Annotated in this window: 14 protein-coding genes; 10 read left to right on the forward strand and 4 right to left on the reverse strand. The window is 66.4% G+C overall.

Features of this window, described 5'->3' with window-relative positions:
* Window positions 1-15: 15 nt before the first annotated feature.
* On the reverse strand, window positions 16-477 hold the full coding sequence (locus P3L18_RS22205; RefSeq protein ID WP_079931624.1) for an SRPBCC family protein: 462 nt from the start codon (window positions 475-477) through the stop codon (window positions 16-18).
* A gap of 148 nt (window positions 478-625) precedes the next feature.
* On the opposite strand from P3L18_RS22205, the gene P3L18_RS22210 reads away from it, so the two are divergent.
* From P3L18_RS22210 to P3L18_RS22255, 10 genes are all read left to right on the forward strand, one after another.
* Window positions 626-1,510, forward strand: a complete 885-nt coding sequence (locus P3L18_RS22210; RefSeq protein ID WP_276115247.1) for a hypothetical protein — start codon at window positions 626-628, stop codon at window positions 1,508-1,510.
* Between the two features lie 4 nt (window positions 1,511-1,514).
* On the forward strand, window positions 1,515-1,991 hold the full coding sequence (locus tag P3L18_RS22215) for an RDD family protein (protein ID WP_276115248.1): 477 nt from the start codon (window positions 1,515-1,517) through the stop codon (window positions 1,989-1,991).
* Window positions 1,988-3,907, forward strand: coding sequence for a carboxyl transferase domain-containing protein (locus P3L18_RS22220; RefSeq protein ID WP_276115249.1), 1,920 nt, complete (start codon window positions 1,988-1,990; stop codon window positions 3,905-3,907). Before P3L18_RS22215 ends, P3L18_RS22220 begins: the two co-directional genes overlap by 4 nt.
* 97 nt (window positions 3,908-4,004) lie before the next feature.
* Window positions 4,005-4,439: a hypothetical protein gene (locus P3L18_RS22225; RefSeq protein WP_211544016.1), complete on the forward strand. Its 435-nt coding sequence runs from the start codon at window positions 4,005-4,007 to the stop codon at window positions 4,437-4,439.
* 204 nt (window positions 4,440-4,643) lie between these two features.
* Entirely contained in the window at window positions 4,644-5,513 is an 870-nt protein-coding gene (locus tag P3L18_RS22230) for a MetQ/NlpA family ABC transporter substrate-binding protein (protein WP_014361152.1), read from the forward strand.
* The gene (locus P3L18_RS22235) at window positions 5,503-6,564 is read left to right on the forward strand and encodes a methionine ABC transporter ATP-binding protein (RefSeq protein WP_172398956.1); all 1,062 of its coding nucleotides are present in this window, start codon (window positions 5,503-5,505) and stop codon (window positions 6,562-6,564) included. The genes P3L18_RS22230 and P3L18_RS22235 overlap by 11 nt, the downstream gene beginning before the upstream one ends.
* A complete protein-coding gene (locus P3L18_RS22240) occupies window positions 6,561-7,256 on the forward strand; it encodes an ABC transporter permease subunit (protein ID WP_006368334.1) in 696 nt (231 codons plus the stop codon). The genes P3L18_RS22235 and P3L18_RS22240 overlap by 4 nt, the downstream gene beginning before the upstream one ends.
* Before the next feature lie 58 nt (window positions 7,257-7,314).
* Window positions 7,315-7,935 carry a nitroreductase family protein gene (locus P3L18_RS22245; RefSeq protein WP_276115250.1) on the forward strand — a complete coding sequence of 207 codons (621 nt, stop codon included), beginning with the start codon at window positions 7,315-7,317 and terminating at the stop codon, window positions 7,933-7,935.
* Window positions 7,936-8,001: 66 nt separating this feature from the next.
* Window positions 8,002-8,661 (forward strand): TetR/AcrR family transcriptional regulator, encoded by a 660-nt coding sequence (locus P3L18_RS22250; RefSeq protein ID WP_079931631.1) that lies wholly within the window; start codon window positions 8,002-8,004, stop codon window positions 8,659-8,661.
* 138 nt (window positions 8,662-8,799) lie between these two features.
* A complete protein-coding gene (locus tag P3L18_RS22255; RefSeq protein ID WP_276115251.1) occupies window positions 8,800-9,447 on the forward strand; it encodes a DUF5336 domain-containing protein in 648 nt (215 codons plus the stop codon).
* A 303-nt stretch (window positions 9,448-9,750) separates the two neighbouring features.
* On the opposite strand, the gene P3L18_RS22260 is transcribed toward P3L18_RS22255, so the two are convergent.
* The 3 genes from P3L18_RS22260 to P3L18_RS22270 all read right to left on the reverse strand — a co-directional run bounded on the left by P3L18_RS22260 (window position 9,751) and on the right by P3L18_RS22270 (window position 14,382).
* Window positions 9,751-11,040, reverse strand: coding sequence for an HNH endonuclease signature motif containing protein (locus P3L18_RS22260; protein ID WP_276115252.1), 1,290 nt, complete (start codon window positions 11,038-11,040; stop codon window positions 9,751-9,753).
* A gap of 563 nt (window positions 11,041-11,603) precedes the next feature.
* Window positions 11,604-13,193, reverse strand: coding sequence for a VWA domain-containing protein (locus P3L18_RS22265; RefSeq protein ID WP_276115253.1), 1,590 nt, complete (start codon window positions 13,191-13,193; stop codon window positions 11,604-11,606).
* Window positions 13,194-13,206: 13 nt separating this feature from the next.
* Window positions 13,207-14,382 (reverse strand): MoxR family ATPase, encoded by a 1,176-nt coding sequence (locus P3L18_RS22270; RefSeq protein WP_276115254.1) that lies wholly within the window; start codon window positions 14,380-14,382, stop codon window positions 13,207-13,209.
* Between the last annotated feature and the right edge of the window lie 133 nt (window positions 14,383-14,515).

Raw genomic sequence — 14,515 nt, forward strand, 5'->3', positions numbered from 1 at the left:
GTGCAGCCGGTGCGGTCACGATTCGCTGACGGCCTTGAGCCGCGCGAGTCCTTTCTCGAAGTCCTTGCCGAGCAGTTTGTCGAAGAAGCCCAGTGGGGCGGCCACGCGGCTGAAGAGCGAATGCTTGCCGGTCATCGTCCACGTGACGTCGCTGACGCCGTCGTTCTCGGTGATGTCGAAGGCGCTGCGGCTCGTGGATTTCATCGGCTTCTCGAACACGACCCGGATCGCCACGTGGGTCGGCGCGGTGTCCTCGAGGATCTCCATGGTGCCCTTGCCCGCTTTCCGATTTCCTGACCACGCGTAGCGCGCACCCACGCCGAGCTCGGCTCCGGAATAGGTTCTCGACAGATCGGGGTCGAGGCCCTCCCACGGCGACCAATCGACCCATCGATGCAGATCATGGATGTGAGCGTGGATATCGGCGGCAGGCGCGGCGATCGTGGTGCGGCGCACCACGGTGTAGTTCTCGGCCATCGGACTTCCTGTTCTGTGGATCGGGGGCGTCCCGGGTGGACCCTGCGTGTTCTGGGTGGTGTGGGGATGCAAGTATGACCCTCCGTCCCGCCGAAAGTCATCGCGGCAATCCCCCGGGTGCGACCGCGGTGCGTGCGATAATCCGGCGGTGAGCGACACGGGATCCCGGCCGGGCGGGTTGGCGGCGATGCTGCAGATGCCCTGGCACGTGGCTTCCGCCGCGGCCGACGCCGCGGAGCGAGTACCGGTCGCCGGCGACGTCGTGCGCGTCGCGCGGCGCACCACACACGAGGTCCTCGACGGCGTCGGCACCCTCGCCACGGCGGCGGCCGACACGTCGATCGGGGCGGTGATCCACGCCGTCGTCGACGAGCTCAGTTCGATGGACCTCACGCCGCTCGTCGGTGCCATCGATCTGAATCGGGTCGTCGACGCGGTGGATCTCGACGCGGTGCTCCGCGACATCGACATCAACGCCTTGATCGCGCGACTCGATCTCGACGCCGTGATCGGCCGGGTGGACATCGCGGCGCTGCTCGGCGGCCTCGATCTTCCCGGAATCCTGGGGGGACTCGACCTTCCGGCGGTCATCGCGGCAGTCGACCTCGCAGCGGTGATCGCCGCGGTCGACGTCGCGGCGATCGTCGACCACCTCGACATCGACGCCATTCTGGACAAGATCGACATCGATGCCATCGTCACCCGCGTGGATCTCGACGGCGCCGTGGAGCGGGTCGACATCGACGCCATCATCGCCCGCATCGATCTGATCGGCCTCGCCGACGAGATCATCGACGGCGTCGACCTGCCCGACATCATCCGCGAGGCGAGTACGTCGGTGACGACCGAGGTGATGACCGACGTGCGCAGCAGCAGCGAACGCGCCGACGACGCGGTGGCCGATCTCGTGAACCGGTTGCTTCGACGCAAGGTGGCCGCCCGGGTCGCCGACGCCGGGCTTGCCGAAGATTCCCCGAGCGGTGACAACACGAGCGGTGGGGCCCAGAGCGATGGGACGCAGAACGGTGCATGATCCAGTGTCACAACATGATTCGGCCGGGCATCCGATCACGCGTCCGCACGTCGTCCTCGACACCGATCGCTCGGCCGGGATCGTCAGCCGCGCGATCGCGGCCGTCCTCGACCTGCTGCTGGTGCTCGCGGTGATGGGCGGGCTGTACGTCGGGTGGCTGATGGCCCGTCTGATCTACGACGTGCACCAGTTCTCGCTGCCGAGCGCGAACCCGTTCTTCACCGCGACGACCTTCGTCGCGGTGTCGGTGATCTACCTGACCGGGTGCTGGTGCGTCTCCGGCCGCACGCTGGGGTCGGTGGTGATGGGATTGCGGCTGGTCAGTCGGAAAGGCAAACCGCGCGTTCGGCTTCCGGTGGCGCTGATCCGCGCACTGATCTGTGTGTTCTTCTCGGTCGGGCTATTGTGGGTCATCGTCGATCCGCGTCGTCGCTCGGTCGCCGACCTGGTGGTGCGCACGCGCGTGGTGTATTCGCGGTGAGCGAAAATGCGGAACATCCCTCGGCGGCACAGCTGATCGACACGCTCGCCGACCCGGATTCGTGGGAGACGTGGGACGATTCACCGCCGGCGACCGTCGTCGCCGATGCCTACGACGGCCAATTGCGCCGTGCCGCTGAGAAATCCGGGGTCGACGAGTCGGTGCGGACCGGGCTGATCCGGATCGGCGGGACGCCGGTGGTGGTGATCGTCAGCGAGTTCGGATTCCTCGGTGGATCGATCGGACATGTTGCCGGACACCGCATCACCACGGCGATCCGACGCGCCACCGAGCACGGATTCGCCGTCGTCGGTCTGCCGTGCTCCGGCGGCACCCGCATGCAGGAGGGTACGCCGGCGTTTCTGCAGATGGCGGCGATCACCGGGGCGGTGACCCGGCATCGTGCGGCTGGTCTGGCCTACCTCATCTACCTGCGTCATCCCACCACCGGTGGTGTGTTCGCGTCGTGGGGTTCGCTCGGCGGGATCACCTGGGCGCAACCCGGAGCGCTCATCGGCTTCCTGGGTCCGCGGGTCGTTGCCGGACTCGTCGGCACGCCGATCCCCGACGACGTCCAGCGCGCCGAGAATCTCGCCCGTCGCGGCATCGTCGACGACGTCGTCGCACCGGAAGACCTCCGCGATCGGTTGCGCGGCGTCCTCGACGCGCTCGCTCCAGAGATCGCCCCCGACGCCGTTGCCGAGTCGGAAGTTGTTGTTCCACAAGATGCCCCGATGGAGCATGCGGCGCCCGGTGCCGAATCGGTGTGGTCGGCGGTGACCGCGACCCGGCGTCCCGGACGCGTCGGGGTCCGGGATCTGATCGCCGTGCCCGGGTCTGCCCTGGTGGGAGCCGGCGGGCCGATCGTGGTGGCGTTGAGCCGATTCGGTGGCCGATCCGCTGTGGTGATCGGACAGGACGCCGACCGGCAACGTGCCGGCGAGCTGATCGGGCCGCACCACCTGCGTATGGTGCGTCGCGCACTGACCTTCGCCGCCGAACTCGGGCTACCGGTGGTGACCGTCATCGACACCCCGGGCGCAGAGTTGTCGGTCGCCGCAGAGGAGGACGGACTTGCCGGTGAGATCGCCCGGTGTACAGCCGAACTGATGGGTGTGCCGACGGTGACCGTCTCGGTGTTGCTCGGGCAGGGATCGGGTGGGGCGGCGCTCGCGCTGTTCCCGACCGATCGACGGGTCGCGCTGTCGGATGCGTGGCTGTCCCCGCTGCCGCCCGAAGGCGCCAGTCTGATCGTCCATCGGGACGTCAGTCATGCCGCCGGTATCGCTGCGGGACAGCAGATCCTGGCGATCGAGCTGGCCGGGCTCGGGGTGTTCGACCGCATCGTTGCGGCCGGCCAGATAGAGGACGGGGAGATGGAGGACGGGGAGGCGGGAGACGGTATGGCCGCATCGGCGACCCGGATACGAGAAGTGATCGCCGACGAACTGCACTCGCTGTCCGCGCCGGACCCTGCTGCACGGTCCCGGGTTCCCGCCGCCCCGTCGCCGCCCGGGGCGATGACGCGCATCCCGGCGGTCGGCGCCATCGTGCGTGATGCGGCCGGCCGATTTCTGCTGGTCCAGCGTGGGCATGAGCCGCAGGCGGGTATGTGGACCGTGCCGGGCGGCAAGGTCGAGTCCGGAGAGACGTTGGAGCAGGCCGTGATCCGCGAGATCGCCGAGGAGACGGGCATCGCCATCGAGGTCGTCCGGGAGGCCTGGGTGGTCGACATCCCCGATCGGCGTGCCGGCGTGGTCTACGAGGTCCACGACTTCGTGGCCACCCCGTTGACCACGGACGTCGTCGCCGCTGACGATGCCGCGGACGCGGGGTGGTTCGACCGCGAACAGATGCGTGCGCTGCCACTGACGCCAGGACTGCTCGACCATCTCGACCGGTACGGGCTGCTGTGACGCCGGTGACGGACAGACCTCGCGTATTGGTAAGCTGCGGTGCGCTATTGGACAGAGCGGCCCGCATGTGTGGCCGGGGTCGACCGGGGAGGGCAGCATGTCGGTGAGCCGACGCATCATGGCACCGCTGATCGCGGTGGTGGCGTTGTCGACGGGCCTGAGTGCCTGCGGTGACGATTCGACGAGCACCACGGGAACGGCTCCGACCTCAAGTGCCGGAGCGATGGATTCGCCGACGTCGAGCGCGCTGTCGGGGGCATGGACGGGGACGTGGACGTCGGTGGGGGAGACCAAGACCGCGCAACTCGGCGTGGTCACCGACAAGCCGTTCCTCGCGACCATCGACATCCCGGGCCGTTGTGGCGCCACGTGGAAGGAGACCTCGCGCGACGCCACTCACGTCGTGGTCGCGGCGACGGTCACCTACGGCCAGTGCGCCGACAACGAGTGGCAGCTCACCGTCTCCGACCAGTCGATCTCCGCGGTCGATACCAGCGATCCGCAGACCCGGGCTCAGTTCCGACGAAGCTGACCGAGCGCATCACCGGCGCCGCGCAGACATTCCGTCCGGTGCCATCGGATTTGACCCACACTGAACGCAATCGCGTGCACGGCCATCGTCGCAGGTGGGTTCGGTGACATCGGGTCGCGCGCGATCGCGACGTCATCAATCGCGCGAATCGGACGCTAGCGTTCCTGAGGTTGTCTCTCGAACCAGTCCAGTGGAGGTACTGCCGTGCGATCGCGGATTCTCGTCCTGTTGCTCTCGTTCATCGCCGCCGCGAGCGTGATCACCGCGTGCGGTGGGGACGATTCGCAGGCGGTGAAGATCGGGGTCGCCGACGCGTCGGAAAGCTACTGGAACGTGTTCAAGCAGAAGGCCTCCGCTGCGGGCATCGACGTCGAGCTGGTGAATTTCACCGACTACAATCAGCCCAATCCCGCACTCGCCGAGGGGGAGTTGGACCTCAACGAGTTCCAGCACCTGCTGTACCTGGCGACCTACAATGCCAAGAACAACAAGGATCTGGTGCCGATCGGCGCGACCGCGGTCTACCCGCTACCGCTGTACTCCACTCAGTACAAGTCCGTCGGTGAGATCCCGCAGGGGGCGCAGGTCGCAATCCCCAATGACCCCACCAATCAGGCACGCGGACTGCTGGTGCTCGCGCAGGCCGGACTCATCACGCTGACGAAGCCGGGCAACGCTTTCTCCACGCCCGCCGACATCGATCAGGCGCGATCCAAGGTGAAGGTCATCGCCGTCGACGCCGGTCAGACCGCCGCGAATCTCGATTCGGTGGCCGCGGCGATCGTCAACAACAACTACGCGACGTCGGCCAAACTGACCGCAGATCAGATCATCGCCTCCGACGATCCGAATGCCGAGGCCTCCAAGCCCTACATCAATGCGTTCGTCGCCCGCGCCGCAGACAAGGACAATGCCACCTACGCGAAGCTGGTGCAGATCTACCACGATCCCGAGGTGATCGCGGCGGTGAAGAAGTCGCTGGGCGACTCCGGGGTCATCAAGACGAACTCGCCTGCCGATCTGCAGGCGACCCTGAAGGGATTGGAAGCCGACGTGCGGGCCAATGGCTCCTGAGCCTGTCCCCGCCGGGGCGGCCCGGCGTCCGGCTGCAGTCGAGTTCGTGGACGTCGCAAAGCGTTTCGGCAAGGATGCGCCTGCGGTCCTCGACGGCATCAGTCTGCGCATCGATGCCGGGGAGATCGTCGGGATCATCGGGCCGTCGGGCGCGGGGAAGTCGACGCTCGCGCGTCTGATCAACGGACTCGAACGGCCCACCAGCGGTCACGTGCTGGTCGACGGACGGGACCACGGTGGGGCGCGTGAGCGCGAACTCAACGCCTTCCGAACCCAGATCGGGATGATCTTCCAGCAGTTCAATCTGTTCAACTCGCGCACCGTCGCCGGCAATGTCGGATTCGCGCTGCAGGTGGCGGGCGTGCCGAAATCAGCTCGACAACAACGCATCAACGAGCTCCTCGAGTTCGTCGGAATCGCCGACAAGGCGAAGGCGTGGCCATCGGCATTGTCCGGCGGGCAGAAGCAGCGGGTGGGTATCGCGCGGGCGCTCGCCTCCTCGCCGTCGATCCTCATCGCCGACGAGGCCACCAGCGCCTTGGACCCCCAGACCACGGACGACACGCTCAAATTGTTGCGTCGCATCAACTCCGATCTGGGTACCACCATCGTGGTGATCACCCACGAGATGGATGTGGTGCGCGAGGTGTGCGGCAAGGTCGCCGTTCTCGCCGACGGCCGACTCGTCGATCACGGCGAACTCTATGAGGTGTTCGCCCACCCGCGGTCGGAGGTCACCCGCAGCTTGCTGCGTCATGCCGTTTCCGGCGTCCCCGACGCGGACACGTTGACCGCGTTGCGATCTCGGCACTCGGGCCGACTGGTCACCGTCGAGGTCCGCGACGATGTCGCCCGTGTCGATCTCACCGGTGCAGTGGCGCGGGCCGGTGGGACCGCGTCGGTGATCCACGGTGGAATCGCCGATCTCGGCGGCCGCCCGTTCGGGGCACTGACCTATGAGGTACACGCCCCTGATTCGGCGCTTGACGAAATCGTCGGCGAAAGTCGCACCGCCACCGGCATTGTCGTACACGAGGAGGTGAGCCGATGAGCCACAGCGCACTGGCCGCCGACGGCTTCACCCGGGTGTTCGGTGACGAACTGCGCCCGTTGCTGTTCCAGGCGATCGGGGAGACCTTCCGGCTCGTCGGCTTCACGCTGCTGATCGGTGGCGCACTGGGACTGCTGATCGGCGTGGTGCTGTATGCAACCAGTCCCGGGAACCTGTGGTCGAACGTATGGATCTTCAACGGACTCAACGTGATCGTCAACATCATTCGGCCGATACCGTTCATCATCTTCATCACTGCCATCGCGCCGTTGACCAAGACGGTGATGGGAACCCGAATCGGCACCGAGGCGGCGATCTTCCCGATGACGTTGATGGCGATGGTGGTGATCGCCCGAGTGGTCGAGCAGAGTCTCGTCTCCGTGGACCCGGGAGTGGTGGAAGCCGCCCGCGCGTGCGGCGCCGGCCGCGTGCGTACCCTGCTGACGGTGGTGGTGCCCGAGGGATTCGCGCCCCTGGTATTGGGTTATACCTTCATCTTCGTCGCGATCGTGGACATGTCGGCGATGGCCGGCTATGTCGGCGGCGGGGGACTCGGAGATTTCGCGTTCCAATACGGCTACCAGCAGTTCGACTGGAAACTGACTGTTGTCGTCATCGCGTTGCTGGTGATTCTGGTACAGGTGGGACAGTACTTCGGCAACTGGCTGGCCCGCCGCGCGCGACATCGCTGAGCCCGTCGCCACGCAGCTCCACACGCACGCAGACCAGACGCGAACAAAGAGGTGACCGATGACTGAGCTACTCCCGCTCGACCCCGACCAACTGTTGACCACCACGCGGTCGGTGCGTAAACGGCTCGATCTCGACCGGCCGGTCCCGCTGGAGGTGATCACCGAGGCGCTGGAGGTTGCGCTGCAGGCGCCCACCGGATCCAACAGCCAGACCTGGCATTGGATCGTGCTGACCGATCCCGAGGTCAAGGAGAAGGTCGGCGCCTACTACGCACGTTCCTTCGCGGCGTACTCCGCCGAGCGCACACTCGCCGACGACACCGCTCGACGCGTCGCGTCGAGCGCGCAATATCTCGCCGACATCATGGGCAAGGTGCCCGCCCTGGTGATCGGGGCCATCTACACCGGCGGCGATCTGCCTGCCGGGAACCAAGCCGGCGTCTGGGGCTCGTTGCTGCCCGGCGCATGGAGTCTCAGTCTGGCCCTGCGCGCCCGCGGACTGGGGTCGGCCTGGACGACTTTGCACCTGACCTACGAGAAGGAGGTCGCGGACCTGCTGGGTATCCCGCCCACCGTTCACCAGGGGGTTCTGCTGCCCGTGGCCTACACGAAGGGCACCGACTTCAAGCCGGCCGGGCGCAGGCCCCTCGACGAGGTGCTCCACATCAACAAGTGGTGAGCGCGCTGGCCAGGGCAGCGGAGTCGCCGACGCGGCCGTGGTGAGCCGGTAGAGTTCGGAATCACCATGTCGTCCGCCGAGTCTGCCCACACCACCCCGGATTCGGGCTCCGGGGTGGCCTCGGGCGGTCCGCGTCCGTCGAATCGTCGTAGCGCTGCCAAGGCCGCCCGCCGCGCCGAGCTGCTCACGGCCGCAGCCAGGCAGATGGCCGACCGCGGATTCGCCGGGGTGCGACTCGAGGACATCGGGGGAGCGGTCGGCGTGAGTGGGCCGGCGATGTACCGACACTTCTCGTCGAAAACCGAACTGCTCGACGAGATGCTCCTCGACATCAGTCGTCGCCTCTACACCGGCGGACGAGAGGTCGTGCAGCGCGGCGGCTCGCCGGCCGAGACCCTCGATGCGCTGATCGCCTTCCACATCGACGTCCTGGTCACCAAGCCGGATCTGATCGCGGTCCAGGATCGTGACCTCTCCTCGTTGACGCCGGAGGCCAACCATGAGGTGCGTCGGTTGCAGCGCCGCTACGTCGAGGACTGGGTCGACGTCCTCATGTCCGACGACGAGGGCCACGCACTCGAACGTCAGGAGGCCCGTGTTCGCGTGCACGCCATGTTCGGGTTGCTCAATTCCTCGCCACGCCTACCGGATTTCGATCCCGACAGGTTGCGGTCGCTGCTCCGCACGATGGCACTCGCGGCGTTGCGAGTGCCCGTCACGTCCTGACGGCGAGTGACTCCTCCGGCGGTGCCGGTCCGACGAATGAATCTGCGCTGACGTTGGCCCCCAGTTCGGGGTCTGCCTCTACGCTGACACGCACATGATGTCGTGTATGAGCGTTTCGCCGACCGAAAGGGACGAGCAGTGAATCCTGGTGACCCGAACAATCCCCAGCAGAATTGGGCGGCCGGGTATCCCGCGCAGCCGGGGCAGCAAGCCGGCCCGGCACCCACGCAGGGGTTCGGCCCGCAGCAGCCGGGAACGCCATCTGGGCAGTGGTCGACGCCGGGGCAGCAATGGGGTGCCCCGCCCGCTGCACCTCGCAGGCAATTCGACGCCCGCGCGCAGCTTCCCGCGATCTTGCTGGTGGCCGCTGCGGTGTCCGGGCTGATCACCTACCTCATGGGGTTTGTCAGTTGGGTTGTGGTCGACAACAACGTCACTGAGAATCAACTCGACAACTGGGGCCAGAACTTCGAAAACGGAAACTCCGGGGTGCCTGGCTTTGCTTCCTACGAGATCGTGCTCAATCCCGGCAAGTTCCTGATCATTCTGGGGGCGATCGGTGTCGCTGCAGCGGTGGTATTGGTGCCGCGATTCCGTAAGGCCGTGCCCTTTCTCGCCGTGATCGCGGCGGGTGCGTGGCTCGCCTTGTTCTCGGCCGCCGTGACCACGACGTCGGTGCCCGTCATCGGCGTCGGGGCCGGTGCCATCGTCGCGTTGATCTTCGGATTTCTTCAAGTGGCCTTCCTTCTCACCGCCGCGGTGCTCGGTGGTGTGAATCGGAGCTGAGCTTCTGAGGCACGGTGGTCCGAATCCAGCTTCGGCGCAACAGGTCTCGAGGCTCGCCGCACGCGGCTCACACCTCGACCAGCGGTTAATGATGCTCGGGCCGCTCCCCGCCCCGGTGGTCGAGGTGCCGAGGAGCGCCAGCGACGAGCCTCGAGACCCCTTGTGCCGAAAGCATTCCGGGCCACGGTGGCACGCGCACCTCGGCCATCGGGTGGGAACTATCTCTATGGAGTTCTCAAACAACAGATGCGGTCCCGGCCGGGCCGGGTGCAGGGAATCAGGCTTTAGTGGAGGCGCTTCGGGTCAGGCTGCGGTGTCGTCGAGTCGCATGGTGCGTCGGTGATACGACGGCACCGGCCGGCGTTTCGGGTCGATGCTGGCGGGTGGGATCAGCCAGGGGTGTCGGTCGAATCCCATGATGATGTCCCATCCGTGGTGGTGCACATCGTCGTGGCAACTGGTGCAGAGGAGGCAGCCGTTGTCGAGGTCGGTGGGCCCACCCTTACTCCAATGCTCGAGGTGGTGTCCTTGGCAGCGTCCGGCGTGGGCTCCGCATTTGATGCATCCGCGATCCCGCACGAGTAGGGCTTTGCGTTGGCCGGGGGTGAAGAAGCGTTTCGCCTCGCCAACACTGAGTGGTACACCGTTGGGATCGAGCATGATTTTCGTGATGGTGGTGTCACACGACAACATTTTGGCGGTGGCTTCGGTGATGGCACCCATGTTCTGCAAATCGCCGCCGAGCGCCGGGTTGTCGGCTGACCAGGTCCACAACAGTCCGTTGGTGGGTTTGGCCGAGAAGGTGGTGTCGGCCAATCCTTGTGCCGCCAACTCCACGATCGTTTCGAACGCGGCAGCACAGATTTGTTCGGGTGTCCGCGGATCCGGGGACCCATCGGGCTGAGGTTTCGGCGCCGACAAGGTTTCCATCAAAGTACGTGTTTTCTCGCCGGCGATGATGTCGAGGTTCGCCGAGATCTCCAACCGTCCGTCGTCGGTGATGCGGTCGGTGTAGGAGTTGATCGACTTGTCCTCGGCAGCCGGTAACCCACCGGGTGTCTCGGCCGCCAGCTCGTTCCCCAGCTGCCGCGAGTAGAGGTTGATCTCGGCGGGGGTGAAACCGGCGAAGTAGTGCGACAGCAGCTTCCGCAGGTATTCACACCGTTGCACGGTGTCGAGGGGTTCGGGGGAGCGGGTGTCGATGTGGGTCAATCCGCAGACGATGGCATCACTGTGTTCCGACGAGATGGACCCGTCCGCGGCATGTGCCATCAACAGGTCGACATCGGTGGTGGCGGCAACCCGCACGTACCGACCTGCGCCGGCCGGTGCGAAACCCATGCTGATCAACAACTCCCGAAGTCGGGTGGTCTTGTGGTCGGCCACTCCCAGCCGGTCCATCTCGCCGGTGAGGGTGGTGGCGTGGTGATCGACCAGATTGCGAAGCAGCAGGACTTGCTTCATCGCACCGAAAGCCTGCGGTCCGGTCATGTCGGGGTTCCATTGCAGGTCGCTGAGTTGGGTGACGATGTTGGCGAAGACTGCTTCGGCGTCAACGGATTCGGCGTCGAGAATGGTAGCGGTGTCGATCATGGGCCCCTCCCCGGTGGCTGATCGGTGTGATGGCTCCAGTGTACATCGCCAACGTGTTCGACGCAAGGGGTAGTTTGATCAATTCTGCTTGTGGACAACATGTTTCGGCGACGATTTTCTGTCGGTGGGGTGTGGTAGGAGGTGCGTTTTCGTTTGTCTTGCTCTCGATGTGGTTGGGAGGCTGGTTGTCTCACCGGGTCTCGAGGCCCGGCGCTTGGCGCGCCGTGCACCTCGACCATCGGGGGAAGGGCTGGCTTGGCCGTCGGAGTGATGAGTTCGCGGCTTCACTTTGCGGACGCGGCTGGTGCAGCGGGGGCGTCTGCGAGTTCGGCTCGCGGGCGGCGTCTGAGACGGTGGATGTGGTTGGGAGGCGTGTTGTCTCGCCGGGTCTCGAGGCTCGCCGCACGCGGCTCGCACCTCGACCATCGAGGGAAAAGTTCTTGGCCATCGAGGGGAAGGGTTCTCGAACAGCGGGGGGAAAGTTCTTGGCCATCGAGGGGCAGGGTTCTCGACGATCGGGGTCATCGATGGGGTGTCCCGGGAGGGAAGGGGCCTGATGGGTGTCAGCGAAGGGCTGCGGCGAGTTCGTCGACATGGTCGACGAGTTCGGCGCCGTCGCGGGCGCTGATGAAGGCATCGCAGTACTCGATGTAATCGGTCAGGGCGCAACCGGTTTGGTTCCAGTAGCGGCGCGGTTCGGGGGTGATCCAGGCGAGCCGGTGCACGCGGCGGCTCACCTCGGCGAGGAGGTCGGGGCGGGGGTCGAAACCGTTGCTGCGAGCGTCGCCGGCGACGATCACCGATGTGCGGGAGCCGAGCAGGTCGCCGTGGCGGCCGAGTAGTTCGGTCAGCATCGAGCCGTAGTCGCTGGTGGCCGCGAGGTCGAGATCGTCGTCGGCCAGTACTGCCGCGAGTGCGGAATCGTCGTTGCTGCGGCGCAGGGCGTCAGTGACCCGCACCGGCCGGTCGACGAAAGCGATGACCTCGCAGCGCTCGCCGTGACGATGCAGGGTCTGCGCGAGCCGCAACAGAAACCCCGCCACCGGTCGCACCGACAACGAGACATCCACCAGCAAGAGCAGACGGACGGGCCCGGCGTGGGTCGTGCGCCGCCAGAGTTGCACCGGCACACCATCGGTGGCCACAGCCGCACGCATGGTGCGACGCATGTCGAGGCCACCGTGATCGGTGCGTCGAACAAGTTTCCGGGGCGCGCCACGCATACGTTGGACGAGCCGATGACAGGCCCGATCGATGTCGGCTTGATCCGACCACAGGGGACCAGTGGGCGAATCGGCGGAATCGACATCGACACCCGATCGCGCCGCCAGGTCCAGTCGCGCCGCCAGGTCCAGTTGCGCCGCCAGCTCCAGTCGCGCCGCCAGGGCGTCGACAAACACCTCGAGTGCCCGCTCCAACTCGGCGCGTGCAGCTGCGTCGAGGCCGTCGGCGCCGTCGGTACCATAGGCGCGTCGTGCGTCGAAATCGGCGAGGGCGTCGAGGATCGCCTGCGCGCCGGCGACTCCCAGCGGGCTGCCATGTACCCGTGCGGCACTCCCGACGAGTTCACCGACGCTCGATGAATCAGCCTCATCCACCTCGATGGTGTAGGTGACCCCACCCGAGACGGACGCGGAATCCTGGTCGACGCCCAGTGATTCGGTACCCCCCGACACGGTGAAGTCGTTCTCCTCGCGGTGCGCGCTCTCACCGTGGCGTTGTCGGGCGTCGGGGTCGTCGACGAGGAGATCGCCGATGTCGTCGGTGTGCTCGTCCGCCCCGATCCGCCGGCCGGCTCCGGCGAAGTCCTCATCCCACTCGATGTCGTCGGGGAGGTCGGCGACGGCGCCACGCGGTCGGGGGAGCGCGTCGTCTCCGCCGTCGAGCCGCCGGCCGCCGAAGAAGGCGTCAAAGGCGTGATCGAATCCGTCTGTCTCGTAACCGTATTTGACGCTGACCGACCGCAGTGCCGTGCGGAGGCGATCGGTGTCTCCACCGACGATATCGAGTACTCGACGGATCTCGATGACCTCGGCCGGTGAGACTGCGACCCCGGATCCGCGCAGGACGCGGCCGAACAGGACCGCCAGCCGATCCAGCATGTCATCGCGCGGACCGGCCGGAACTCGCGGATGCCGTTGCGGGGAAACCATTGTCGTCGGCCGGTCAGGGGCGCTGAGAAGACTGGCGCTGAGAAGACTGGTGCTGGGAAGACTGGCGCGAGGACGTCTGGCGCTGGGATGTCTGGCGCGTGGAACTGCGGGCACGTCCGGCGCCGAATGCAGTGGCCGTGACCGACCCGGATGCCGCGGTTCCGTCGGTACGCACCTCTGCGTGATCGGAGTTCTCACCCGACGGGGAATCCAGTTCTCGTCGAGCGAGTTCGAGGTCGCTGCCGAATTTGACCAGTAACGACAGGAGTGCGCGATCGGCGACAGCTCGGTTGTCGTCACCGGTGCTGCCGAGCAGCGACGCGGCCCGCGCGGCGTCGATGACCTCGGCGATGGAGGGGCTCTTGCGCAGTGGGAGGTCACGCAGGCGGCGTGCGAGATCGACGACCTCGGCGATCACCGATTGCTCGACGTCGGGTGCGCGCACACCGACGATGCGGCATTCGCGGGCCACGTCGGGATAGCCGACCTGAAAGTGCAGGCATCGGCGTTTGAGAGCGGGCGAGAGTTCGCGAGTGTCGTTGGAGGTCAAGATCACCCACGGCGAGGAGCGTGAGATGAAGGTGCCGAGTTCGGGGACCGTCACCTGTCGTTCGGCGAGGACCTCGAGCATGACCGCCTCCATCGCCTCGTCGGTCCGGTCGACCTCATCGACGAGCAACACCGTCGGTGTTGCCGACCGGATCGCGGCGAGCAGCGGGCGGGCGACGAGGAAGTCCACGGTGTACACGCCGATGTCGGTGCGGGTCAACGCCGCCGAGGCGGCCGACAGATCGGGTTCGGCGGCCAGTTCGGCGCTGATGCGGTCGCGCAACATCTGCACATGTAACAGCTGCCGGGCATAGTCCCATTCGTAGAGTGCCCGGGCCTCGTCGAGTCCCTCATAACACTGTAGCCGGATCAGGTCCCGACCAGACGCTGCGGCAAGGGCTTTCGCGAGTTCGGTCTTGCCGACGCCGGCAGGTCCCTCGAGAAGCAACGGTCGGTCCAGCAGTGTTGCGAGATGGACCACCACCGCGAGATCGGAATCGATGACGTAGCCCTGCTCGTCGAGTCCACGGATGAGATCGTCGACGGTGTCGAAAGCGAGTTCCTCGACGGAGTCGACCGCGAGTTCCTCGACGGTGTCGAGGGAGACCGGTGTGGTGGGCAGGGCCGAGGGTTCGGACATGACTCCTCTTCGTGGATCGGGTTCGTCGATCAGCTTCGTGGGTCGGCTCGGTAGGGCGTGCGGGCGAGGTGCGGGTCGGCCCGGGCGAGGGGACAGGTCTCGTCCCCGCCCGGGCCGACCCACGGTGCGGGAG

This window comes from Gordonia sp. N1V (assembly GCF_029269935.1).
Taxonomy (GTDB): Bacteria; Actinomycetota; Actinomycetes; order Mycobacteriales; family Mycobacteriaceae; genus Gordonia; species Gordonia polyisoprenivorans.